Consider the following 23,415-nt stretch of genomic DNA (forward strand, 5'->3'; position numbering starts at 1 on the left):
ACTTGACACCCCTCCGTTGTCGCAGCGAGTGCTGTGGCACGACTCGTGACGGGGGCCCACCGGAACCTCCGTTTCAAGCTGAGGCAGCTCGGCTTCGCCGTCGCCTTCGTGCTCGCCTTGGCTTCGCGTTTGCCTGACGGGTGTGCTTGTCGTCCGTAGCATTCCCTGCCGTTAAAGGGGGTCACTGGTGTACGACGGGTTCGTCTCCTACAGCCATGCGGCTGATCGGCCGTTGGCCAAGAAGCTGCAACGCAGCCTGCACCGGATCGGGCGGCGGTGGTACCGGGCCCGCGCGTTGCGGGTCTTTCGGGACGACGTGAGTCTTGCTGCCAGTCCTGATCTGTGGTCGTCGATCCAAGAGGCGTTGCTGGCCTCCCGGACCTTCACGCTCCTGGCGTGTCCGGCGTCCGCCGCGTCGCCTTGGGTGGGGCGGGAGGTGGCGTTGTGGCGGGAGAGGAAGTCTCGGGAGACGTTCTTCATCGTGCTCACCGGGGGTGAGCTGGTGTGGGACGACGCTGCCGGTGACTTCGACTGGGAGCGGACGACCGCGCTGCCTCGGTCGGTGGCCGGGTGGTTTGCCGGGGAGCCGTTGTGGGTTGATCTGCGGTCGCCGGAGCGGTTGAGCGGTGCCGAGTTCCGGGCTGGTGCGGCGACGCTCGCGGCTGCTGTGCACGGGGTTGCCAAGGACGAGCTGATCAGTGAGGACTCCCGGCAGCAGCGGCAGCTGGTTTCGGTGTTGGCCGGGTTGTTGTCGTTGGCGTTGGTAGCCGGCGGGGTTGCGGTGTGGCAGCAGAGGGTTGCTGTGGCGCAACGGGATCGGGCTGCTGAGCAGGCTCGGATCGCCCTGTCGCGTGCGTTGGCGGTGGAGGCACAGCGGTTGGTGGGGGTTGATCCGCAGCTGGCGTTCCGGCTGGCGTTGACCTCGTGGAGTGCCAGTCCGTCGGTGCAGGCGCGGGGTGCGTTGATGAGTGTGGTGGATCGGGCTCGGTACGTGGTGTCGGTGGTGGCTGCCGGGTCTGACGCGAGCAGTCGTACTCGGCCCGCGGACATGGGGACTCGGGCGAATGTCGCCGTCAGTGCTGATGGGGGTGTGGTGGCGCATGCGTTCGGGGACGGGACGGTGTCGGTGTGGGACGGGAAGTCTCGGCGGGACAGCGGTGTTGTGCTGCCGGACGCCTCGTCGGCGCTGGCGGTCAGTGGTGATGGGCGGGTGCTCGCCAACGCCGACGGGCTGACGGTGAAGGTGTGGAACGTCGGCGACGGGTCGTTGGTGCGCGAGGTTCCGTTCACCGGGGCGCCGGAGCGGGTGGCGTTGTCCGCTGACGGGAGGTGGGTGGCCGCGTCCTCCAGCAAGGGTGGCGGGTCGACGCCCCGGTTCGGGGTGTGGGAGGTGGCCGGCGGGCGGGCGGTGGTCAGCGTCGAGGGGCCTGACGTGCCTGGTGGGCCGGTGGAGTTCCGCGGGGATCGGCTGTTCACCTTCGACGGGCGGTCGGCTGCGGCGAAGGTGACCGTGTTCGAGCCGGCAAGCGGGAGCTGGACCACGTTCGGTGCCGCGAGGGTGTGGGCTCGGGGGATGGCGGCCGGAGGGTCGTCGCTGGCGTTGCTCAACGGGTCCGCGCTCGAGTTGTGGGACGTGGGCACGCGGACCAGGACTCGCGCGGTCGAGGTGGGCTCGGATGCCTGCTGCGTCAGCATGTCCGGGGACGGCGAGCGGATCGTGGTCGGGACCGGGCAGGGGGTCGTGGCGCTGTTCGACGAGAACCTCGTGCAGACCGCGCGACTTTTCGCCCATCCCACGCTGGTTCGTGACGTGCGGATGAGCGAGGACGGGCGGTCCGTGGTCTCCGTGTCGGAGAACGGGACCGTCGTGGTGTCCTCGCCGGACCAGGACAACCGGGTGCGCGTCCAGGGTCGTGGGCCGGCCGGGGTCGGCTCTGTGGCCGTTGGTGCGAGTGGGACTGCTGCGGTCGCGGGGCCTGGCGGTGTCGTTGTGCGCGATGTGCGGACGTTGGCCGAGAAGTCCGTGCAGCCGGCGGTGCGTGGTGCCGTGCACATCAGTCCTGACGGGCAGCGGGTATCGGGCAAGGGGGTGTTCCTCGGCGACAGTCGTCATCTGGCCGTTGCCGGTGCCGGCGGAGTGCCCGTGGTCGAGGAGGACGAGTCCCGGCTCGTGGACTCGGTCGTGAACCAGCAGGAGATCGCGGCCAACGTCCGTGGTGACGCCGTCGCGACCGTCGTCAGGTCTCGTACTGCCGCGGCTGGAGGCACCGACATCGCGTTGTGGCACTGGAAGGACGGCGAGCTCACCGAGGTCCGCCGGATGAACTTCGCCGCCGACGTCCGGAGCTTCGCCGTGAGCGACGACGGCGAGCAGGTGGCCGCGGCGGACGTCGACGGCCGGGTGCTCTTCGACGACGGGCGGCGGTCGACGGTGTTCGGGCTGGGTCCGGCCAAGCCCTCGACGGAGGTGGCGTTCGCGGCCGGTCAGGTCGTCCAGCTCGACCCCGGCACCGGTGAGCTGGTGTTCTGGAGCACCGGCGACGGCAGCCAGGTGGGCCGGTGGCAGCCCGCCGTCGCCGGACCCGTCGCCGGGCTCGCCGCGACCGGCGACGGCGGGCTGCTGAGCGCGCGGGAGGACGGCACGCTCGCGGTCTGGGAGGCCGATCCGGCGGCGTGGGTGCGCACGCTGTGCCTGGTCGTCACCGGTGGGCTGTCGGAGCAGGAGCGGCAGCGCTACGTCGGTGACATCGACGTGGCGTGGCCCTGCCCCTGACCGTCGGCACCTGAGCTGTCAGCCCAGGTGCTGCCGGGCCCAGTCCGCGAAGCTCGTCAACGGCAGGCCGAGGTCCCTCGCGTACTGCGGACGGCCCGCCATGCCGGTCTCGTTCAGCCTGTCGTGGCCCGCGCCCATCTCCGGCATCCCGGCGGCGCGGGCCTGCTCCAGCGTCATGTCCGGCGCGGTCAGCTCCGTGCCCAGCACCTCGGAGAGCACCTCGGCGATCTCCGCCATCGACAGCCGGTCGCTCGCGAACTCCAGCTCCACCCGGTCGAACCGCTCGGGGTCGGCCACGGCGGCGACGACCGCGGGCCCCATGTCCCGCACGGCGAACAGGGACAGCTCCGTCGTGGGCTTGAGCATGCTCACGATGCCGCCCTCCACGCCGCGCGGGAACAGGTAGGCCGACGAGGGCAGCAGGTTCTCCATGAAGAAGCCCGGCTTGAGCAGCGTCCACCGCTCGAACCCGGCCTCGCGGACCCGTTCCTGGATCGCGGCCTTGCTGTTGTGCGAGGCCTCCCTGATCGGGAAGCGCTCGTCGCGGATGCGCCCGTTCGCGCCGTCGACGGTGGTCTGGATGAACTGCCGCACGCCCGACTCCCGCGCGGCGTCGACCAGGTTGCCCGCCTGCGCCTGCTCGGCCACGAAGTCGAACCCGTCCCCGGTGAACGGCGGCATCTGCACCGAGTACACCGTCTCGACGCCCTTGGTCGCGCGGACCAGCGACTCGCGGTCGTTCAGGTCACCGGTGACGAGCTCGACGTCCAGTGCCTTCGCGCGGTCGGACTCCGGGTCGCGGACCAGCGCGCGCACCGGCACGCCTGCCTCGGCCAGAGCGCGGACGGTGGCGCCGCCCTGCTTGCCGGTGGCTCCTGTGACGAGCACGGACATGGCTTTCCCTCACTTCGGTCAACAAAACGGCGGGGTCCGCCGTTTTCGTGTCCGCTACGATATGGCGGACCCCGCCGTTTATCAACCACGAGGGTGCGATGACCGAGAGCCAGCGTGCCGACGCCCGCCGCAACCACGGGCGGATCCTCGCCGTGGCCGAGCGGGAGGTCGCCGAGCACGGCGCCGGGGCGTCGCTCGAGCAGATCGCCCGCGTCGCCGGGGTCGGGTCGGCGACCGTGCGCCGCCACTTCCCCACCCGCCAGGCGTTGCTGGAAGCCGTGTCGCACCAGCGGGTCGAGGCGTTGCGCGAGCGGGCGCACGAGCTGACCGGGTCCGGCGACAGCAGGGACGTGCTGCTCACGTGGCTGGCCGACCTGACGGCGTACTGCGTGACGGCGCGGGGGCTCGCGACGGCGTTGTCCTACGAGGCCGACCCGGTGCAGGGCAACTCGTGCGCGACGATCGTCGGCGAGGCGGTGGAACCGTTGCTGCGCAGGGCGATCGGCGACGGCGCGGTGCCGGCGGACGTCACGAGCGTCGAGCTGGTAACGCTGGTCGTCGGCATCGCGATGGCCACCGAACAGCACCGCGACCCGGCGGCCGCGGCCGAGCGGCTGCTCGCGGTGGCGGTAGCGGGGATCAGCCCCATCCGGTGATCAGACCCAGCCGGTGATCAGTTCTCGCCGGTGACCAGGGCGTAGCCCGTGCCGTCCGGGACGACCCTGCCGATGCCGGGCCAGTCCAGGTGCGCGCCGGCGACGAAGTGCCCCGGCGTGGCCAGCCGGTCGAGCAGCGCGAGCCGTGCGGCGCGGGCGAGGTCCTGGTCGTGGTCCAGCTCCCACGCCACCTCGGGATGCGCGAACTGCACCGACGGCACGTGGATCGTGTCGCCCCAGATCAGCAACGTGCCCGCGTCCGAACGTGCTTCGTAGACGGTGTGTCCGGGCGTGTGTCCCTTCGCGGGCAACGCGGTCATCCACGGCGTCACGGGCAGTGGTTCGGAGACGATGACCGCGCGGTCGCGGAACCGTGCGAGGTGTTCCGAAAGCCGCCCCTCGTCGCCCGACCCGATGAAAACCCTTTCCAGCGCTGGAAAAGAGTCTGCACCGTCCGGTGCGACGAGCCCGTTCAGGTGGTCCCAGTGCGCGTGCGTGATGGCGACGTCCGTGATGGCCCCGCGGTCGACGCCGGCGGCGGCCAAGCTCTCCAGCAGCAGGCCCATCGTGGGCTCCCAGCTGGTCGACGCGCCGGTGTCCACCAGCACCCGCCGGACGCCGTCGTCGACGAGGAAGGCGTTGACGGACAAGCGGAGCAGACCGTCGACGAGCGGCGGCTCGACCGCGAGACCGTCCGGAACGAGCAGCCGCGACGGCGGCAGGTCGAGGTAGCCGTCCAGGAGCGCCACTACCGTCAGGCCACGGAGCTCGAACGACACGTGGAGCGGGCTTTCGGCGATCTGGCGCATCTCAGGACTCCCGCAGGGCGGCCGCGGTGCGCACGAGCGAAGCGACCGCGAGGGACTGGTCGGCCGGCTGCCACGCGAGCACCGTCGTGACGTCCGGGGCGTCGACCACCGGCACCGCCACGTGCTCCGGCCACTGCCAGGCGCGGCTGGAGGCCGGGATGACGAGCAGCGTCTTGCCGAGCGCCACGAGCTGGGCGAGCTTCGACTGCGTGCGCACCTCGGGACCGGGACCGTCCGGATAGGACCCGTCGAGCCGGGGCCACCGCGCGATCGGCAGGTCCGGCACGTCCTGGACGTCGGCGAGCACGAGCTTCTCGCGCGAGGCCAGCGGGTGCGTGCGCGGCAGGATCGCGACCTGCCCCTCGACGAACAGGTCCTCGGTGTCGAACCCGTCGAGGTCGTCGTACGGGCGGTGCATGATCGCCACGTCCGCGCTGCCGTCGCGCACCAGCCCCGCCTGCTCGCCGACCTCGCACAGCAGGACCTCGACCGGCACCACGCCCTCCGCGGCGTCGAGCAGCCTCCGCAACAACTCGTGCGACGCCCCGGCCTTCGTCACGAGCACCAGCGGACGCCGGCTGTCCCCCGCTCGCCGCGTCCGCCGCGCGGCCGCCGTGACCGCGTCGAGCGCCGTCTTCGCCTCCCGCAGGAGCACCTGGCCCGCCCCGGTGAGCGCCACGCCCCGCCGGTCGCGGTCGAGGAGCCGCACGCCCAGCCGGTGCTCCAGCTGCCGGATGGCGCGGGACAGCGGCGGCTGCGCGATGCCGAGCCGGTCGGCGGCCCGGCCGAAGTGGAGCTCCTCCGCGACGGCGACGAAGTACCGGAGCTCGCGCGTTTCCAGGTCGGCCACCACGCCAGCCTAATACCCGAGGGGTATCACAGCCCACCCGATCGATCTTGGACGGGCGCCCGCACCCAGGCTGAGCATGGACTACGTGAACGACAAGAAGACCGCGCTCGTGACGGGCGCGAACAAGGGAATCGGTTTCGCCATCGCCCAGGGCCTCGGGAAGATCGGCTTCACGGTGGCCGTGGGCGCCCGCGACACCGCCCGGCGCGACGAGGCCGTGGCACGCCTGCGCGCCGAGGGGATCGACGCGTTCGGGGTCGCCCTCGACGTCACCTCCGACGACAGCGCCACCGCCGCCGCGAAGACCGTCGAGCAGACCACCGGACGGCTCGACGTGCTCGTGAACAACGCGGGCATCTCCGGCCCGATGGCGGACGGCGTGCAGAACCCGTCCACATTGGACCTCGACGTCGTGCGGACCGTGCTGGACACCAACGTGTTCGGCGTCGTCCGCGTGACGAACGCGATGCTCCCGTTGCTGCGTCGCGCCGAGTCGGCGCGCATCGTGAACATGTCGAGCAACATGGGCTCGCTGGCGTTGCAGACCGGTCCGCAGATGGCCGCGTACGCGCCGTCGAAGACGCTGCTCAACAGCCTCACCGCCCAGTACGCCCGCGAGCTGGCCGACACGAACGTCCTCGTCAACGCCGCCTGCCCCGGTTACGTCGCCACCGACTTCACCGGGTTCGCCGCGCCGCGCACGGCGGAGCAGGGTGCCGCGATCGCGATCGAGCTCGCCACCCTGCCGGACGACGGACCGCGCGGCGGCTTCTTCGACGACGAGGGCGTCGTCCCCTGGTGACGACGGCGTGGTTTCCCGCTGACCCATAGGGTGTCGGCATGGCGGAGCTCTTGACCATCAGCGACGTGCGGGCCGCGGCCGGGTTGATCGACAGGTGGGTCCTGCGCACGCCCACCCTGCCCTCCCCCGGCCTGTCCGCGCTGCTGGGCGTGCCGACGACGGTGAAGCTGGAACTCCTGCAGCGCAGCGGGTCCTTCAAGACGCGCGGCGCGTTCGCGAAGATCCTCTCGCTGTCCGACGAGGCACGGGCGGCCGGCGTGGTCGGCGTCAGCGGCGGCAACCACGGCATCGCACTGGCCGATGCCGCCCACGAGCTCGGGGTCGCCGCCACGGTCGTCATGCCGGACACCGCGCCGGTCCGTTCGGTCGAGCTCGCCCGCGCGGCCGGTGCGGACGTGCGGCTCACCGACGGCCTCGCGGCGGCGTTCGCGCTGATGAACGACCTCGTCGAGGCGGGCGCGACACTCGTGCACCCCTACGACGACCCGATCGTGGTCGCCGGGCAGGGCACCGTGGGCCTGGAGTTCGCCGAGGCGGCGCCGGACCTGACCGACGTGCTGGTGAGCATCGGCGGCGGAGGGTTCGCCGCGGGCGTGGCGACGGCGTTCCACGCGCTCGTGCCCGGCGTCCGCGTGTGGGGCGTCGAGGTCGAGGGCGCGGACGCGATGCGTCGGGCGTTGGCCGCAGGAGAACCCGTGGACTTCAAGCCGACGTCGGTCGTCTCCACTCTCGCTGCACCCCATGTCTCCCAGCTGACCTACGACCACGCAGTAGCGTTGCTGGAGGACGTCCTGCTGGTGACCGACGCAGAGGCCGCACGGGGCTCGCTCACGCTGGCCGAGTCGCAGAAGGTGTGGGCCGAACCGGCCGCCGGCTGCCTGGTGCCGGCGGCGCGCACGGTGCTCGACCGCGTCGGGCCTGGCGTGCGGCTCGGTCTGGTGCTGTGCGGGGGCAACGCGGCCGTCGCCGACGTCATCCGCTGGGCGAGCGCCTAATCCGTGTGCCACGTGACGGCGGCGTCACCACGGCTCGTGCGGAACGAGTTCACCGGGTGCGCGACGTCCGGGTAGCCGAGCGACACCCCCGCGACGACCAGGCGGTTCTCCGGCAGGCTGAAGTGCTCGCGGAAGAAGTCCGGGTACGTCGCGAGCGCCGCCTGCGGTGCGGCGCCGAGCCCCAGCGCCTGGGCGGCGAGCAGGAAGCTGTTCAGGTAGAGGCCGCAGTCGATCGCGCCGTAGACGCCCAGGTCGGCCTCGGTGGTGATGATCGCGACGTGCGGCGCGTCGAACAGCTCGAAGTTGCGCACGGCCTGCCGCATCGTGCCCTCGTGGTCGCCCTTCACGATGCCGACGCTCTGGTACAGCTGCACGCCGCACTCGCGCCGCCGGTCCCGGTAGACGCCCGTGTACTGCGCGGGGAACGCGAAGTCGGGCGTGCCGGCGTTCTCACGGACGTGCGCCAGCAGCCGTGACCGCAGCCGGTCCGTGGCCGCGCCCTCGGTCAGCTCCACCTGCCACGGCTGGGTGTTGCACCAGGACGGCGTGCGCTGCGCGACGGTCAGCAGCTGCTCCAACGTGGCCCTCGGGACCTGGTCGGGCAGGAACTGGCGGCACGTCCAGCGGTCGGCCAGCAAGGTGCTCAGTGCGTCGAAAGCGTCGCTCACGGGACCTCCGGTCTCTTTTCAAGACCAGACGCTAGCAGGTGCGGTCCCGAAAAGAGACCACTAAGCTGACACCCATGCGGTACGAACAGCTCGCCGACATCCCGTGCTCGATCACCCGGCCGCTCGTGCTGCTCGGCGACCGCTGGACGTTGCTGATCCTCAAGGAGTCCTTCGCGGGCGTGCGGAGGTTCAACATGTTCCGCGCCCACCTCGGCATCCCGCGCAGCCGCCTGCAGGACCGCCTGACCAGGCTGGTCGAGCACGGCGTCCTGGCGCGGCAGCAGGCCGACGACGGCGAGCACCCGGAGTACCGCCTGACCCGCAAGGGGCACGACCTCTACCCGATCCTGATGGCGATCAGGGACTGGGGCGATACCCACATGGCTCCGGACGGCCCGCCCGTCCACTACCGGCACACCGGCTGCGAAGGCGAGGCGCACACGTCGCTGGAGTGCGACTCGTGCGGGACCCGGCTGTCGGCGCACGACGTCACGCCCGAGGCGGGGCCCGGCCTGCTCGTGCACGCTGACCAGCGGATTGTTGAGACGCACTGAGATTTCCGGGAGACCCGCGCCCACTGTGGTCCTCGTCAGGGGATATCACGGAACAGGGGGCGAACCACATGTTCGAAGGTCTCAAGAGAGTCGGCTTGGCGGTGGTGTTGACCGCCACGGCAGTGCTCGCGATCACCGCGAGCGCCGAGGCGAAGCCGTTGCGGGCCGAGTCGGCACCGATCTCGGCCGCCGCCGAGACGGCGTGCGGCGGCTACACCAACGTCAGCGTGGGCAGCGGGTGGTACCTCCACGTGCCTTCGGTGACCAACAACTCGGGGAACTACAACTGCGTCGTCGTGCGGGGGCACTACGGCTTCCCCGTGCTGGTCCTGCAGGAGAGCCTCAACGCCTGCTACGGCCAGGGGCTGGCGGCTGACAAGGACTTCGGCGGCAACACCGAGCGCGGCGTCAGGAACGCCCAGACCACCATCAACCAGTACTACGGCAACGTGGTCAGCGTGGACGGGCGGTTCGGGCCCCAGACCAGCTACTGGTTCTGGTTCCAGGCCTACGACCACAACAACGGCGGCTCCCACACCGGGATCTGCTACCGCAGGTAGCGCCCGGCGCGTTTGAGGACGCGCACCACGGGCGTCGTGACGACCTCGCCGACGCCGGGCACCGTCCCCAGCCGGCCGGTCAGGTAGCGGTAGAGGTCGCGGTCGTCGCGGCAGGCCACGGAGATCAGCAGGTTCGCCGGGCCGGTCGTGGCGGCGCAGAAGGTGACCTGGGGATGAGCGGCGACGGTGGCGCCGGCCTGCGCGAGATGGGCGGGCGGCACCGTCGCCCACAGGCGTGCCTCGGTCGGGTGGCCGAGCGCCGCGGCGTTCACGTCGAGGTCGAACCGCACCAGGCCGGCCGCGCGCAGGACGGCCAGCCGGCGGGCCGCGGTCGACTCCGACCAGCCGGTCGCGGCGGCGAGCGCGGGATGGGGTGCCCGGCCGTTCGCGGCCAGCACGTCCAGCAGCGGGCGGTCGGCGTCGGTCAGGCCGGCCTCGACGGGGTCGAGGTGCGGGTCGAGCGCGGCGACCTGCTCGGCGGTGAGCGGGTCCGGTCCCTCGAAGCCGTGCCGGCTGGTGGTGAAGACGTTCAGGACGCTGTGCGCGCTCGCCGAGACGATCGCCGTGGTGCGGGGCAGGCGTTCCAGGACCAGCTCGTCCCGTTCCCGCGCCGACCACGACCGCAGGCTCGCGCAGATCTCGGTGCCGCCGGAGAGCAGGGCGACCCACCGCGTGTCGTCGCGGCGGGCGAGCGCCTCGGCGACCTGCCCGGCCGGTCCTGGCTTGCAGCGCAGGCGCAGCACCTGTTCGGCGCCGCCGAGGTGGCCGGGGTCGGCCATCCCGACGAGGTGGATCACCCGCTCGTCGCGCAGCCGGGCGTAGCGGCGGGCGACGGTCCGGTCGGACACGCCCAGCACCTCCCCGATCCGCGCGAACGACGCCCGCGGGTCGAGGTGCAGCGCCTGCAGCAGCTGCCGGTCGAGCGTGTCCAGATCCTTCTCCACGACGGATATCGTGTCGGATTCCGTCACATCCGGCCAGAACACTTCGCCTTCCACCCGCGATCGCCTGATCCTCGACGTCGTCACCAGAACGTCGAGGAGTCGAGTTGAAGGCAGTGCGCTTTGCCCGCTACGGCGGACCGGAGGTCCTGGAACTGGCCGAGGTTCCCGTGCCACGACCAGGACCGGGCCAGATCCGCGTCGCCGTCCGCGCCGCCGGGGTGAACGCCCTGGAGTGGAAGATCCGCCAGGGCCTGCTGGGCGACGCGCGGACGCTGCCGGCCGGGATCGGCGGTGACGCGGCGGGGGTCGTCGAGGAGATCGGCGAGGGCGTCGCGGACGTGGAGATCGGCGACGCCGTCTTCGGTTCCGGCCACGAGACCTACGCCGAACACGCCGTGCTCACGTCGTGGGCGAAGAAGCCGCCCAACGCGACCTTCACGGAAGCAGCCGGGTTCGCCACCCCGTTCGAGACGGCCCTGCGCGTCCTCGACGAGCTGGCCGTCCACAGCGGACAGACGATCGTGGTCAACGGAGCGAGCGGCGGGGTCGGCTCGGCCGCCGTCCAGTTCGCCATTGCCCGCGGTGCCACCGTCATCGGCGTCGCCGGACCGTCCAACCAGGACTACCTGACGTCACTCGGCGCCACCCCCACCACCTACGGCGACGGCCTCGCGGACCGCATCCGCGCGCTCGCCCCGGCCGTCGACGCCGCACTCGACATCGCGGGCTCCGGCGTCGTCGCCGAACTGGTCGCGATGACCGGAGACCCGAAGCGCGTCGTCTCCATCGCCGACTTCAGCGCCCACGGAGCCCGCGTGTCGACCGGTTTCGGCCTCGACAAGACCCACGCCCTGCGCGAAGGGGCACGCCTGGTGGCGGAACGGAAGCTGACCCTGCCCGTCACCAGGACCTTCCCCCTCGACCGGGCCGGAGCCGCGCACGTCGCCAGCGCCACCGGCCACGTCCGCGGCCGCATCGTCCTCGAGATCTGAACCGTCCGGAAAGGACACGAGAATTATCACGCTGATCAACGGCTTCACCGTGCCGCCGGAGGTCGACGACGACTTCCTCGCCGCCTGGCGCGGCACGATCGACCACTTCGCCAGCGCGCCGGGGTTCGTCCAGGCCCGGCTGCACCGCAACACGGGCCTGAACGACACCACCTTCCAGTACGTCAACATCGCCCTCTGGGAGGACGCCGAGTCGTACCGGGCCGTCTTCCGCGACTTCGTCCCGGCCGGTCAGCGCATCCCCGGGGTGACGGCGCACCCCGGGCTCTTCGACGTCCTCGTCGAGGTCGACCCGAGGTGAGCCGGCGCCGGCCGTGAGTCAGCGCCGGCTGTGAGTCAGCGCCAGCCGAGCGCGGGCGCCACGTGCACGAGGATGTTCTCCAGGACGTGCGCGTTGTACTCGACGCCGAGCTGGTTGGGCACCGTCAGCAGCAGGGTGTCGGCCTCCGCGATCGCCTCGTCCTCGGCGAGCTGCTTGACCAGCACGTCGGGCTCGGCGGCGTAGGAGCGGCCGAAGATCGCCTGGTTCGGGCCGTCGATGAACCCGACGTGGTCGCGGCTCTCGCCGTCACCACCGAAGTACATGTCGTCGAGGTCCGTGGTGATCGCGAAGATGCTGCGCGACACCGACGTGCGCGGCTCGTGCTCCCAGCCGGCCTCGGTCCACGCCTTGCGGAACTCGCGGATCTGCTCGGCCTGCTGGACGTGGAACGGCGCGCCGCCCTCGTCGTACTTGAGGGTGGAGCTCATCAGGTTCATGCCCTGCTGCGCCGCCCACACCGCGGTGGCGTTGGACGCGGCGCCCCACCAGATCCGGTTCCGCAGGCCGGGCGCGTGCGGCTCGACGCGCAGCAGGCCCGGCGGGTTGGGGAACATCGGGCGCGGGTTCGGCTGGGCGAACCCGCCGCCCTCCAGCACCTTCAGGAACAGCTCGGTGTGCATCCGCGCCATGTCGGCCTCGGTCTGCCCCTCGGCGGGCTGGTAGCCGAAGTGGCGCCACCCGTCGACGACCTGCTCGGGCGATCCCCTGGAGATGCCGAGCTGCAGCCTGCCGCCGGCGATCAGGTCGGCGGCGGAGGCGTCCTCGACCATGTACATGGGGTTCTCGTAGCGCATGTCGATGACACCGGTGCCGATCTCGATGCGCTCGGTCTTGGCGCCGATCGCGGCGAGCAGCGGGAACGGCGACGCGAGCTGCCTGGCGAAGTGGTGCACGCGGAAGTACGCGCCGTCGGCGCCCAGCTCCTCCGCGGCCACGGCCAGGTCGATCGACTGCAGCAGCGTGTCCGCGGCCGACCTCGTCTGCGAGTGCGGGCTGTCCGACCAGTGCCCGAACGACAGGAAGCCAATCTTCTTCACTTTTCAACTATACGTCGAACCCGACGTATGCGTTTTACGCATGGCTCAGCTGAGAAACCATCGCTGGTGCGCATGCCATGAACCGCCTAGCGTCGTTTTCATGTCAACGTGGTTCATCACAGGAGCATCGAGGGGAATCGGACGTGAGCTCGTCGAGCAGGTCCTCGCGCGCGGAGACCGCGTGGCGGCGACGTTGCGCGACCCGAGCAGGCTGGACGACCTGGCCGAGCGGAACGGCGACCGGCTGTGGCGCCGCGCGCTCGACGTGACCGACACCGCGCAGGTCGGGAAGGTGCTCGGGGAGGCGTTCGCCGAGCACGACCGGATCGACGTCGTGGTCTCCAACGCGGGCAGCGGCGTGTTCGGCGCCGCGGAGGACCTCACCGACCAGCAGGTCGAGGAGTCCATCGCGACGAACCTGACCGCGTCCATCCAGGTCGCGCGCAGGGCCGTGCCGCTGCTGCGAGCCCAGGGCGGCGGGGTGTTCGTGCAGCTGTCCAGCATGGGCGGGCACGTCACGTTCCCCGGTTTCGCCATCTACCACGCCACCAAGTGGGGCGTGGAGGGCTACTTCGAGACGATGGCCGCCGAGGTCGCGCCGTTCGGCATCGCCACGATGCTGGTCGAGCCGGGCATGGTCCGCACGAGCTTCTACGACGCGGCGCAGCGCGTCCCGGTCAGCGAGCCCTACCGCGGCGGCCCCGCCGACACGACGCCGATGCCCGTCGAGGACATGCCGGGCAGCCAGTCGGGCGTGGCGCACGCGGTCGTCGAGGCGGCGCTGTCCGACACGCCGCCGTTGCGGCTGCTGCTCAACTCCGACGCGTACGAGCTGGTCACGACCGCGGTCCGCGACCGCCTCAAGGCGTTCGAGGGCCAGGAGGACTCGGCGCGTGCCGCGGACGCGGAGCACGTGACCTGAGCGGGATACTGGCCCGCATGCCGGAGATGACCTTGACCGGGCTGCGCGTCGTCGTGGAGGTCGCGCGACGCGGCTCGTTCACCGCCGCGGCCGACGCCCTCGGCTACACGCAGTCGGCGGTGTCCCGGCAGGTCAACGCGATGGAGACCGCCGTGGGCAGCCCGCTGTTCGAGCGGTGGGCCCGCGGCGTCCGCCCGACCTCCGCGTGCGAGGCGCTGCTGGAGCACGCACGGCAGGTCGTCGCGCACCTGGAGGCGGCGGAGCTGAAGATCGCCGGGCTGCGCGACAAGATCGCGGGCCGGCTGGCCGTGGGCGCCTACCCGACGGCGGCGGCGAGCTTCGTGCCGCGGGTGATCGCCCGGCTGAGGACCGCCCACCCCGCGCTCACCGTCCGGCTCGGCGAGGCGGGCAGCCCGGTGCTGCTGCGCCGGCTGCGGGCGGGGCGGATCGAGGCCGCGGTGGTCGCGGTCGGCGACGGCCTGCCGGACTACGACCTGACGGGACTGCGCGTCGAGCCGGTGCCGGTCGGGCGCGGGCCCGGCGTGGCCGTCGCGAACGCGCACCCGTTCGCCGGTCAGGAGTTCGTCGACGTGCGCGACCTCGCCGGCCAGGTGTGGATCGCGGGCGCGGGCGGGGAGGGCGACCCGCAGTTCGGCGCGTGGCCGACGCTGACCGAGCCCACGATCGGCTACGAGGCCCGGACCTGGCAGACCCGGCTCGGCCTGGTCGCGGCCGGGCTCGGGGTGTCCGTCCTGCCGGGGCTCGCCGCCGACATCGTGCCGCGCGGCGTCACGTGGGTCCCGGTGCGCGACCCCGGCCTGCTCGAACGCCGCCGGACCGTCGTGGTCACCGACGAGGACCGCTCCCCCGCCGCCGACGCGTTCACGCAGGCGTTGCGCGAAGGCTGAACGGGCCGCCGGGAGCGAACGCGTGCTCGGCGAAGCGCCGGCCCATCAGCTCGTGCGTCTCGGCGTCCGGATGCAGTGCGTCGGGCAACGGGTGCGCGACCGCGTCCTGCTCGCCGTAGAGCGTCGTCCCGTCCAGGTAGTGCAGGTTCGGGTCGTCGTCCCGGTTGTCCACCACCGACGCCAGGGCGTCGCGGATGATCTTCAGGGTCAGCTGCGGCAGCGGTCCGTGCGGGCCGGTCGCGGTGAACACGACCCGGCCCTCGGCCAGCGCGTCCAGGTCCATCCCGCCCGGTCCCGGCGTGTCCTCGTAGATACCGCAGAAGATCGGCGACATCAGCACGAGCGGCGTGTCGGGGTGCCCGTCGCGGATCGTGTCGAGGAACCCGTGCACCGCCGGCACGAACGCCCGCAGCCGCATCAGGTCGAAGTTCGCGACGTTGATGCCGAGCTTCACGCTGATCAGGTCGGCGGGCCGGTCGCGCATGACACGCGCCGTGAACGGGTCGACCATCGCGCTGCCGCCGAACCCGAGGCTGTGCAGCTCGACGTCGCCCCGGCGGGCGGCCACCGCGGGCCAGATGCCGGTCGGCCTGGTGGCGTTCGAGCCGTGGCTGATCGAGCTGCCGTGGTGCAGCCAGATCCGCCTGCCGGACTCGACGGGCCGCACCGGCGCGTCCGTCCGCAACTCGACCAGGTGCACCGTCTCGTTGTGGGGCAACCAGATCTCGACGGTCTTGTCCTCGGTGGACAATCCGGTGAACCGGACCGTGCACGCGTCGCCCTCGTGCACCGCCGTCGTGCCGGTCGCCAGGTCGGTCTCCACGTGGTCCCCACCGTCGAGCTGCCGGCTGGCGACGTCCACGCCGTCGACGACCAGGTCCACACAGCCACGTGGGCGGGTGGTGCCGCGGTAGGACGCGTACGTGGTGTGGAGGACCAGCTCGACCGTGCTCGCCGTGGTGGCCAGCGCGATCCGCACGCCGGAGGGCCTGCTCTCGGCGCCCATCAGCTGCGGGTCGGGGAACCGCGTGCGCACCCAGGCGGGCAGGCGGTGCGGCAGCACGCCGCGGGCGGTCTGCTCCAGCTCGGCGGCACCGCGCACGAGCGCGTCGGTCAGTGGTGTGGTGATCATGGTTCTTCCCGGTCAGTCGTGCACGGGCCAGGCCCGCAGGAGTGCGTCGAGCGCCACGACGGTCCTGTCCCAGGACTCGGCGGGCGCGGGCGCGCTGTGGTCGAAGTTGCCGCTGCGTTCGAGGGCGAGGAACCCGTTGATGGTGCTGCCGAGCAACCGGACGGCATGCACGTGTTCCCCTGCCGGCACCGGGTAGCCCCTCAACACCGCACCGGCCTGCGTGGACATGTTCCGCGCGGCCTCGGACCGCACGACGTCCTCACCGGCACGGCGCTGCAGCGACTGCCAGCGCCCCGGCTTCGCCACCGCGTACTCGCGGTAGACGGCGGCGTAGGCCCGGAGCGCGTCGAGCCCCGACCGCCCGGCGATGGCGGTGGCGATGAGGTCCGCCAGCTCGCCGAGCGCGAGCGCCGTGACCCCGTCCCGCACCGCCTCCAGGTCTCGGACGTGCGAGTACAGGCTGGGCGCCTGCACCTCGAGCCGCCGCGCGACCGCGGACAGGCTGACCGCCTCGAACCCCGCCTCGTCCGCGAGGGCGGCGGCGTCGGCGACCACGGTGGCCGCGGTGAGGGAGGAGCGCATGCCCGTGAGCCTACACCCTCTAGGCATACGCCTATCAGGTGTAGGCTCACGGAGACCCGTCGGTCAGCCGAAGTTCACGTCACTGCACCACATGTAGATCTGGTCGGCGTGCGAGGCCTTCCACATGGTGAACACGACGTGGTGGCCGCGGTAGGACCCATTCGTCGAGACGTTGAACGTGATGTCCTTCGCCGGGGCGTACCTGCCGGTCTGGGTGATGAAGTCGAGGTTGCCCCAGCCCAGCCTCTGCGTGGTGGGGTCGAACCCGTTCTTGCTGACGTACACCCGGAGGTAGTCCGCGCCGTGGCTCGCCTGGTCGTACAGGTGCATCGAGAAGTTCGCGCCCAGGTTCGTCTTCTTCCACTGGCCGGGCGTGTTCAGCGAGTTGTTGCGCGACAGGGCGTTGCTGCACAGCTGCCCGTCCGGGGTGGCGCCCTGCCAGTTGCTGCCGAGCCCGTCCCGCAGCGCGCTCATCCAGTTCCACATGGTGTCGGCGTTGGCCTGGAAGGCCTGCCAGCACATGGGGTCCTGCTGCTGCATGGCCGGGTTCGTGTGCTGGCTCCCCCAGTCCTGCCAGCACTGGTAGGCGCGGGTGGCCGGGCCGACGATCGTGCCGTGCGCCGAGGCCGTCGGGACCCACAGGAACGTGCAGGCCAGCACGGTGATGATCGCCGCGATCACCCCACGCCGTCTGGTGCGGGACCCGAAGGTGCTGCGCATGCGCATGAATCTGCCTCCATTCTCCGTTGAACGAGCAGCAGCGGCGGAATGGGAGCGCTCCCAGAAAATTTAGCCTAGCGGTAACACTGCGAAACCACAAGGACACCGTCGGTGATCATCGCGATTCCCCGTCCGCCGTCACATCGGTGGGCGAGACGACGATGTCTTCCGCGAGGAGGACGTCGTGGCGATGTCGTTGAGGTCGGGCAGGGGCCGGTTCGTGGCCGGGGTCGCGCTGGCGGCCGCCCTCGTGGGACTGGTGTTCGTGATCAGGGCGTCGGCCGAGCAGAGGTCGTGGGCCGGCGCGGACGGGACCGTCCAGGAGCGGCTGAAGTCGGGCAAGAGCGCCTCGGTGAGGGTCGAGTTCTCGTTGCCGGACGGTTCGAGGCAGGTGCGGGTGCTGTCGGAGAACGGCCCGAAGCGCGAGCCCGGCGAGCGGGTGACGGTCCGCTACGACCTGGCGGACGGGCAGGTCGTCGACGCCGCGCTGGCCGACAACGACCAGGCCTTCTGGGTGACGGGCGGCATCCTCGGCTTCCTGGTCCTCGGCGGGATCTCCGTCAACCTTATCGCGTGGGCACCCCGGCGCAGGTCAGACGCCTGACGTGCCGCGCGACCGGACGTAGTGGGCCGGCGTCGTGCCGTACCAGCGCCGGAACGCGTGGATGAAGCTCGCGGCCTCGGCGAACCCGAGCTGGGCGGCCACCTGCTCGACCGACGCGCCGGGCAGCAGCACGGTCGCGCGCTCGGCGCGGACCTCGTCGAGCAGCGCCTGGTAGCTGGTGCCGGCCTCGGTCAGGCGGCGGCGCAGCGTGCGCGGACTGATGCCGAGCGCGCGGGCCACCACCGGCATCGTCTCCTCGAACCGCTCCGACAGCTCCAGCACGCGGCGGACCTCCCCCGCGACGCCGGGCCTGCGGCGCCGGCGGGTCGCGAGGTCCTCGCACTGCCGCTCGCTCAACGCGGTGGCCTCGGGACTGGCCAGCGGCAGGGCGCGCAGGAGCAGCGACGCGTCCACGACGGAGCGGTCGCGGCCGGTCGCGAACCGCGGGCGTAGGCCGAAGACCGCTTCGTGGTCGCGGGTGTCCGGCGGCTCGGGGTGGGCGAGGTCGACGGACAGCACCGGCACCTCGCCCGTCACCAGCTCGCCGATCACCGTGTGGATGGCGGCGAGGTCGCGCTCGACCAGGAACGGCCGCACGTCCTCTGGCAGCGCGCCGGGGTTCAGCGCGAGGACGAGCCGGTCGCCGTCCAGCACGGCGGTGGGGGCGGTGAAGGTGAAGCTGAGGTCGAGGTAGCGCAGTGCCACGTCGACCGCGTCCTGCACGGTGGCGGCGCTGAGGAACGCGTGCCCGAGGACGCCGAACGTGGTGGCGTGGTAGTTCCTGCCCGCGGCGACGCCGGCGAGCGGCCGGTGCGCGGCCAGGTTGCGCACGACCGCCAGCTCCTGGTGGGCGTTGATCTCCGCCGCGGGATCGGCGAGCTGGTCCGCCGTCAGGTCGCTGCCGTCGAGCAGCACGTCGCGGGACAGGCCGTGCTGGGCGCCGAAGCGCAGCAGCAACGCGACGCTCGCGATGCCGCGCGGGAAGTCCCAGTGCCGCACGACGGGTTCGGGCAACGTCCTCATGGCCGCGATTGTCAACCACGCGGCCGCTGTTGTCCTGGTGCGATCGGGTGGCGGTTCCTAGCGTCGGTGAGGTGCGAGCAAACCCCGAAGTCGTGGTGATCGGCGCCGGTTTCGGCGGCCTGGGTGTCGCGTTGTCGTTGCGCAGGGCCGGTTTCGAGCGGTTCACCGTGCTGGAGCGCGCGGACGACGTCGGCGGCGTGTGGCGGGACAACACCTATCCGGGTGCGGCGTGCGACGTGCCGTCGTCGCTCTACTCGTACTCCTTCTTCCCCAACCTGTCCTGGCCGCGCCGGTACGCGGCCCAGCCCGACATCCTCGCCTACCTGCGGCGCACCGCCGAGGTCGTGCGCGACCGGATCAGGTTCGGCGCCGAGGTCGTGGCGGCGACGTTCGACGACGGGCGGTGGCGGGTGGAGCTGGCCGGCGGCGAGGTCGTCGAGGCGGACGTGCTGGTGTCGGCGGTGGGCCAGCTGAACCGGCCGTCGACACCGGACCTGCCAGGGCTCGCGGACTTCGCCGGGCCCGTGTTCCACAGTGCACGGTGGCGCCACGACGTCGACCTGCGCGGCAAGCGGGTCGCGGTCGTGGGCACCGGGGCGAGCGCGGCGCAGTTCGTGCCGAAGATCCAGCCGGTGGCCGGGCACCTCACCGTGTTCCAGCGGTCGGCGCCGCACGTCCTGCCGAAGCCCGACGCCGGGCGGCGTCGCCCGGCTCGCCCGTCGACCTCGAAGATCGCGCGGCGCGGGGTGTGGCTCGCCTGCGAGGCGTTCACGTGGCTGCTCACGTCGGGACGGTTCTCCCGCGGGGTGGTCGCCGGTCTCGCCGCGGCGCATCGGGTGGTCAGGGTGCGTGACCGGAAGCTCCGCGCACTCGTGCGGCCGCGGACCGAGGTGGGCTGCAAGCGGGTGCTGTTCAGCAACGACTGGTACCCGGCGCTCGCCGCGCCGAACGCCGCCGTGGTGACCGACTGGATCACCGAGGTCACCGCGCGGGGCGTGCGCACCGCCGACGGCCGTGAGCACGCCGCGGACGTGCTGATCTGGGGCACCGGGTTCGAGGTGGCCGACTTCCGGCTGCCGATGCGCGTCATCGGCCGGTACGGCCGCGACCTGGCCGACGTGTGGGGCGGGCGGCCGCGGGCGCACCTCGGCCTCACCGTGCCGGGTTTTCCCGGCTTCTTCCTGGTCTACGGCCCGAACACGAACCTGGGCGGCAGCTCGATCGTCACGATGATCGAGGCGCAGTGCCGCTACGTCGTCGCCGCCGTGCGCCGGTTCGCCGAGACCGGCGTGCCGGTGGAGGTGGCGCCCGAGGTCGCCGAGGCGTTCGACGAGGAGATGCGCGCCCGGCTCGCGAACGGCGTGTGGAGCGGGTGCTCGTCCTGGTACCGCTCGGACGACGGCTCCGTCACCACGAACTGGCCGGGGAACACCAGGGAGTACCTGCGCCGCACCGCACAGCTGGAAGGGGTGTGACCGTGGACTACGACGTGCTGGTGGTCGGCTCGGGGTTCGGCGGGGCGGTGACCGCCCTGCGGCTGAGCGAGAAGGGCTACCGGGTGGGCGTGCTGGAGGCGGGACGCCGGTTCGCCGACGACGAGTTCCCGCGCACGTCGTGGCAGCTGCGCGACTACCTGTTCGCGCCGGGGATCGGCTGCACCGGCATCCAGCGGATCACCCCGCTGCGCGACGTGCTGGTGCTCAGCGGTGCCGGCGTCGGCGGCGGGTCGCTGGTGTACGCGAACACCCTGTACGAGCCGCCGGAGTCGTTCTTCCGCGACCCGCGCTGGGCGCACATCACGGACTGGCGGGCCGAGCTGGCGCCGCACTACGACCAGGCGAGCCGGATGCTCGGCGTCGTCGAGAACCCGTGCCGCACCGACGCCGACCGGTTGCTGCGCGAGGTCGCCGTCGACCTCGGGGTGGAGCCGACGTTCCGCCCGGCGCACGTGGGCGTCCACTTCGGACCGGACGGCGAGGACCCGTTCTTCGGCGGTGCGGGGCCGCGCCGCAACGGTTGCATCGCCTGCGGCGCGTGCATGACCGGCTGCCGGCACAACGCGAAGAACACGTTGCCGAAGAACTACCTGCACCTCGCCGAACGCGCCGGTGCCGAGGTGTGGCCGTTGACCACGGTGACCGACGTGCGCCGCGTCGCCGACGGCTACGCGGTGCGGACCAAGCGCACCGGCGGCAGTGCGGAACGCGTCTTCACCAGCGAACAGGTGGTCTTCGCGGCGGCGTCGCTCGGCACGCAGCGACTGCTGCACCGCCTCCGCTCCCAGGGCAGCCTGCGCGGCCTGTCCCCGAAGCTCGGGACGTTGTGCCGCACCAACTCCGAGGCCGTGGTGGCGGTGCGGGTACCGGGCGGGCAGATCGACAACACCCGCGGCCTCGCGATCACGTCGTCGATCCACCCGGACGCCGACACGCACGTGGAGGTCGTCCGGTACGGGCGCGGCAGCAACCTGCTGGGCCTGCTCATGACCACCCTCGTCGACGGCGGCCCGCACCGGTTGCGCCGCGGCCTGGCGCAGCTGCGCGCCGAGTACCGCACGGCGTTGCGCCTGCACACCCCGCGGCGGTGGTCGGAGGAGACGATCGCGCTGCTGGTGATGCAGAGCCTCGACAACTCGCTCACCACGTCCCTGCGCCACGGCCGCCTGACCACGCGCCAGGGCGAGGGCGCGCCGAACCCGTCGTGGATCCCGGCGGGCCACACCGTGGCCAGGGCCCTCGCGCGCCGGGCCGGCGGCGTGGCCAGGGGCGCGTGGAACGACCTGGCCGACGTCCCGCTGACCGGTCACCTGATCGGCGGCTGCGTGATCGGCGACTCCCCGGACACCGGCGTGATCGACCCGTACCACCGCGTCCACGGCCACCCCGGCCTGCACGTCGTGGACGGCTCCACGATCCCCGCCAACCTCGGCGTCAACCCCGCCCTCACCATCACCGCACTCGCCGAACGCGCGATGTCGTTGTGGCCCAACAAGAACGACCCGGACCCACGCCCACCGCTCGGCACCGCGTACGCCCGCCTGCGTCCCGTGCACCCCCAGCGGCCCGCCGTCCCGGCCCACGCCCCGGCAGCCCTGCGCCCGGAGGCGACCGATGTCCACTGACCACCCTCCGGCACCGTGGCGCCTCTGCGGCAGAGGCTGGCTCACGGTGTCCACGGCACCACGCCCGGCGATCTCCCCGTTCGTGCCGGGCGTGGTGCCGCTGTCCCTGTTCGGCCGCGCCCTGGTGGTGTCGGCGTTCGTGGACTACGACGCCTCAGGCCTGCTCGCCTACCGCGAGCTGATGGTGGCCGTGGTGGTGCGCAAGGGGTTCCGGGTCGGCCTGTCGATCACCGACATCTGGGTGGACGACGAGACCTCGCGGCGTGGGGCGCGGGCGATGTGGGGCATCCCGAAGGAGATGGCGGAGTTCACGCTGGAAGCCGAGCCGCGACTGACAGCGGCCGCGGCGGCCGGCGACGTCACCCTTGCCACCGCCGAGGAGCTCCCCCGCCGCTCGCCGTCCCTGCCGGTCCGGCTCACGACGTCGGTCTGGCAGTCCCTCAACGGCACCGCGGTCCGCACCGCCCTGCACACCGCGGCTCGCGTCCGCCTGACCCGCCTGCGCTGGCGGACCCCGCCCTCCAGCCCCCTGGCCCGCCTCACCACCCGCCCCCTCCTGCACCTCGCCGTCACCGCCCTGCGCATGCGGTTCGGCGAGTGATGACCCCTGCGAGTCCCACCCATCTCACGAGGAGCGGTTCATGCGAGCTCTCGCCATGACCCTTGCCCTGCTGGCCACCACCGTGGCCGCCCCCACCGCGTTAGCCGCGCCACCGGACTACGGGCTGCCCGGCTCGTACCCGGTGGCGTACAGCGACGTCACGGCCGTGGCGGACGGCCGGTCCGTGCCCGCCCGCGTCCACTACCCCGCCACCGCCGCCGGCGCGAACCAGCCGGTCGCGAACGGGAGGTTCCCCGCGGTCGCGTTCGGCCACGGCTTCTTCCAGGCCACCTCCCAGTACACGAGCACCAACACCCACCTCGCGTCGTGGGGGTTCGTGGTCATCGTGCCGACCACGCAGGGCGGTCTCAGCCCCAGCCACAGCGCGTTCGCCGACGACCTCAACGCCTCGCTCACCTGGCTCACCGGCCAGGACAGCGGCCGGTTCCGCGACCACGTCGACACGGCCAGGCTCGGCGCGGCCGGGCACTCCATGGGTGGCGGCGCGGCGGTGCTCGCGGCCGCGCGCAACCCGCGGATCACGGCGATCTCCACCTACGCGGCCGCCGAGACGACCCCGTCGGCCAAGGCCGCCGCGGCGACGCTCGCGAGTCCCGCGCAGTTCCTCGCCGGGTCGCAGGACACCATCGCCCCGGTCGCCGAGCACCAGCGGCCGATCTTCGCGGCCAAGCCCCCGTCCCGGCAGCTGCGGACGATCACCGGTGGCTCGCACTGCGGCTTCATGGACTCGTCCGGCCTGTTCTGCGACAACGGGTCCATCACCCGCGCCGCCCAGCTCACCGCGGCGAAGCGGGTCATGACCTCGTGGCTGCGCCACTATCTCGCCGGTGACACCGCGGCGCGCGACCTCGTGTGGGGGCAGCCGGCCCGCACCGATCCCGCCGTCGCGTTCGAGGGCACCGAGTAA

Annotated in this window: 25 protein-coding genes; 15 read left to right on the forward strand and 10 right to left on the reverse strand. The window is 72.1% G+C overall.

The genetic code is table 11. The annotated features are described in order from the left end of the window. The first annotated feature begins 187 nt into the window (after window positions 1-187). Window positions 188-2,773 carry a toll/interleukin-1 receptor domain-containing protein gene (locus tag ACFWV3_RS17780; RefSeq protein WP_382412384.1) on the forward strand — a complete coding sequence of 862 codons (2,586 nt, stop codon included), beginning with the start codon at window positions 188-190 and terminating at the stop codon, window positions 2,771-2,773. A gap of 18 nt (window positions 2,774-2,791) precedes the next feature. Here ACFWV3_RS17780 and ACFWV3_RS17785 read toward each other — a convergent pair whose 3' ends face one another. Beyond that, the gene (locus ACFWV3_RS17785) at window positions 2,792-3,667 is read right to left on the reverse strand and encodes an NmrA/HSCARG family protein (protein WP_382412385.1); all 876 of its coding nucleotides are present in this window, start codon (window positions 3,665-3,667) and stop codon (window positions 2,792-2,794) included. 98 nt (window positions 3,668-3,765) lie between these two features. On the opposite strand from ACFWV3_RS17785, the gene ACFWV3_RS17790 reads away from it, so the two are divergent. Then, window positions 3,766-4,323, forward strand: a complete 558-nt coding sequence (locus ACFWV3_RS17790; RefSeq protein WP_382412386.1) for a TetR/AcrR family transcriptional regulator — start codon at window positions 3,766-3,768, stop codon at window positions 4,321-4,323. 17 nt (window positions 4,324-4,340) lie between these two features. Here the strand turns inward: ACFWV3_RS17790 and ACFWV3_RS17795 are convergent, their stop codons facing one another. Further along, a complete protein-coding gene (locus tag ACFWV3_RS17795; RefSeq protein WP_382412388.1) occupies window positions 4,341-5,132 on the reverse strand; it encodes an MBL fold metallo-hydrolase in 792 nt (263 codons plus the stop codon). Window position 5,133: 1 nt separating this feature from the next. Continuing rightward, the gene (locus tag ACFWV3_RS17800; RefSeq protein ID WP_382412389.1) at window positions 5,134-5,982 is read right to left on the reverse strand and encodes a LysR family transcriptional regulator; all 849 of its coding nucleotides are present in this window, start codon (window positions 5,980-5,982) and stop codon (window positions 5,134-5,136) included. Between the two features lie 76 nt (window positions 5,983-6,058). Between ACFWV3_RS17800 and ACFWV3_RS17805 the strand changes: the two genes are divergently transcribed. Next, window positions 6,059-6,784, forward strand: coding sequence for an SDR family oxidoreductase (locus ACFWV3_RS17805; protein WP_382412390.1), 726 nt, complete (start codon window positions 6,059-6,061; stop codon window positions 6,782-6,784). Between the two features lie 38 nt (window positions 6,785-6,822). Then, complete coding sequence (locus tag ACFWV3_RS17810) at window positions 6,823-7,779, forward strand: pyridoxal-phosphate dependent enzyme (RefSeq protein ID WP_382412391.1); 957 nt, start codon at window positions 6,823-6,825, stop codon at window positions 7,777-7,779. Here the strand turns inward: ACFWV3_RS17810 and ACFWV3_RS17815 are convergent. Next, complete coding sequence (locus ACFWV3_RS17815) at window positions 7,776-8,447, reverse strand: nitroreductase (protein WP_382412393.1); 672 nt, start codon at window positions 8,445-8,447, stop codon at window positions 7,776-7,778. The genes ACFWV3_RS17810 and ACFWV3_RS17815 overlap by 4 nt on opposite strands. A gap of 74 nt (window positions 8,448-8,521) precedes the next feature. On the opposite strand from ACFWV3_RS17815, the gene ACFWV3_RS17820 reads away from it, so the two are divergent. Continuing rightward, entirely contained in the window at window positions 8,522-9,001 is a 480-nt protein-coding gene (locus tag ACFWV3_RS17820) for a winged helix-turn-helix transcriptional regulator (RefSeq protein WP_382412394.1), read from the forward strand. A gap of 95 nt (window positions 9,002-9,096) precedes the next feature. After that, complete coding sequence (locus tag ACFWV3_RS17825) at window positions 9,097-9,561, forward strand: hypothetical protein (RefSeq protein ID WP_382412395.1); 465 nt, start codon at window positions 9,097-9,099, stop codon at window positions 9,559-9,561. Here the strand turns inward: ACFWV3_RS17825 and ACFWV3_RS17830 are convergent. After that, window positions 9,549-10,505, reverse strand: coding sequence for an Lrp/AsnC family transcriptional regulator (locus tag ACFWV3_RS17830; protein WP_382412397.1), 957 nt, complete (start codon window positions 10,503-10,505; stop codon window positions 9,549-9,551). The genes ACFWV3_RS17825 and ACFWV3_RS17830 overlap by 13 nt on opposite strands. Window positions 10,506-10,609: 104 nt before the next feature. Here ACFWV3_RS17830 and ACFWV3_RS17835 point away from each other — a divergent pair, with 104 nt between their 5' ends. Both ACFWV3_RS17835 and ACFWV3_RS17840 read left to right on the forward strand, forming a co-directional pair. After that, window positions 10,610-11,497, forward strand: a complete 888-nt coding sequence (locus ACFWV3_RS17835; RefSeq protein WP_382412398.1) for an NADP-dependent oxidoreductase — start codon at window positions 10,610-10,612, stop codon at window positions 11,495-11,497. Between the two features lie 34 nt (window positions 11,498-11,531). After that, window positions 11,532-11,816: an antibiotic biosynthesis monooxygenase family protein gene (locus tag ACFWV3_RS17840; protein WP_382412832.1), complete on the forward strand. Its 285-nt coding sequence runs from the start codon at window positions 11,532-11,534 to the stop codon at window positions 11,814-11,816. 35 nt (window positions 11,817-11,851) lie between these two features. Here the strand turns inward: ACFWV3_RS17840 and ACFWV3_RS17845 are convergent, their stop codons facing one another. Continuing rightward, window positions 11,852-12,874, reverse strand: coding sequence for an LLM class flavin-dependent oxidoreductase (locus ACFWV3_RS17845; RefSeq protein WP_382412399.1), 1,023 nt, complete (start codon window positions 12,872-12,874; stop codon window positions 11,852-11,854). Between the two features lie 100 nt (window positions 12,875-12,974). Here ACFWV3_RS17845 and ACFWV3_RS17850 point away from each other — a divergent pair, with 100 nt between their 5' ends. Both ACFWV3_RS17850 and ACFWV3_RS17855 read left to right on the forward strand, forming a co-directional pair. Further along, the gene (locus ACFWV3_RS17850) at window positions 12,975-13,796 is read left to right on the forward strand and encodes an SDR family oxidoreductase (RefSeq protein ID WP_382412400.1); all 822 of its coding nucleotides are present in this window, start codon (window positions 12,975-12,977) and stop codon (window positions 13,794-13,796) included. A 17-nt stretch (window positions 13,797-13,813) separates the two neighbouring features. Then, on the forward strand, window positions 13,814-14,704 hold the full coding sequence (locus tag ACFWV3_RS17855) for a LysR family transcriptional regulator (protein WP_382412401.1): 891 nt from the start codon (window positions 13,814-13,816) through the stop codon (window positions 14,702-14,704). On the opposite strand, the gene ACFWV3_RS17860 is transcribed toward ACFWV3_RS17855, so the two are convergent. From ACFWV3_RS17860 to ACFWV3_RS17870, 3 genes are all read right to left on the reverse strand, one after another. Continuing rightward, on the reverse strand, window positions 14,679-15,836 hold the full coding sequence (locus ACFWV3_RS17860; protein ID WP_382412402.1) for a GDSL-type esterase/lipase family protein: 1,158 nt from the start codon (window positions 15,834-15,836) through the stop codon (window positions 14,679-14,681). The two genes, ACFWV3_RS17855 and ACFWV3_RS17860, sit on opposite strands and share 26 nt — an antisense overlap. A 12-nt stretch (window positions 15,837-15,848) precedes the next feature. Next, window positions 15,849-16,418, reverse strand: coding sequence for a TetR-like C-terminal domain-containing protein (locus ACFWV3_RS17865; protein WP_382412403.1), 570 nt, complete (start codon window positions 16,416-16,418; stop codon window positions 15,849-15,851). Between the two features lie 63 nt (window positions 16,419-16,481). Further along, window positions 16,482-17,144, reverse strand: a complete 663-nt coding sequence (locus ACFWV3_RS17870) for a lytic polysaccharide monooxygenase (RefSeq protein ID WP_382412404.1) — start codon at window positions 17,142-17,144, stop codon at window positions 16,482-16,484. 184 nt (window positions 17,145-17,328) lie between these two features. On the opposite strand from ACFWV3_RS17870, the gene ACFWV3_RS17875 reads away from it, so the two are divergent. After that, entirely contained in the window at window positions 17,329-17,742 is a 414-nt protein-coding gene (locus tag ACFWV3_RS17875; protein ID WP_382412833.1) for a DUF3592 domain-containing protein, read from the forward strand. Here ACFWV3_RS17875 and ACFWV3_RS17880 read toward each other — a convergent pair. Then, the gene (locus tag ACFWV3_RS17880; RefSeq protein WP_382412405.1) at window positions 17,731-18,765 is read right to left on the reverse strand and encodes an AraC family transcriptional regulator; all 1,035 of its coding nucleotides are present in this window, start codon (window positions 18,763-18,765) and stop codon (window positions 17,731-17,733) included. The two genes, ACFWV3_RS17875 and ACFWV3_RS17880, sit on opposite strands and share 12 nt — an antisense overlap. Before the next feature lie 71 nt (window positions 18,766-18,836). Here ACFWV3_RS17880 and ACFWV3_RS17885 point away from each other — a divergent pair, with 71 nt between their 5' ends. Genes ACFWV3_RS17885 through ACFWV3_RS17900 form a run of 4 tightly spaced genes read left to right on the forward strand, consistent with a single transcriptional unit; the run spans window position 18,837 to window position 23,415 of the window. Further along, entirely contained in the window at window positions 18,837-20,240 is a 1,404-nt protein-coding gene (locus ACFWV3_RS17885; protein WP_382412406.1) for a flavin-containing monooxygenase, read from the forward strand. A gap of 2 nt (window positions 20,241-20,242) precedes the next feature. Further along, a complete protein-coding gene (locus ACFWV3_RS17890) occupies window positions 20,243-21,886 on the forward strand; it encodes an FAD-dependent oxidoreductase (RefSeq protein ID WP_382412408.1) in 1,644 nt (547 codons plus the stop codon). Further along, window positions 21,876-22,487, forward strand: coding sequence for an acetoacetate decarboxylase family protein (locus tag ACFWV3_RS17895; RefSeq protein ID WP_382412410.1), 612 nt, complete (start codon window positions 21,876-21,878; stop codon window positions 22,485-22,487). The genes ACFWV3_RS17890 and ACFWV3_RS17895 overlap by 11 nt, the downstream gene beginning before the upstream one ends. Window positions 22,488-22,527: 40 nt before the next feature. Beyond that, the gene (locus tag ACFWV3_RS17900; RefSeq protein ID WP_382412412.1) at window positions 22,528-23,415 is read left to right on the forward strand and encodes an alpha/beta hydrolase family protein; all 888 of its coding nucleotides are present in this window, start codon (window positions 22,528-22,530) and stop codon (window positions 23,413-23,415) included.

Source organism: Lentzea sp. NPDC059081 (assembly GCF_042738015.1).
Taxonomy (GTDB): domain Bacteria; phylum Actinomycetota; class Actinomycetes; order Mycobacteriales; family Pseudonocardiaceae; genus Lentzea.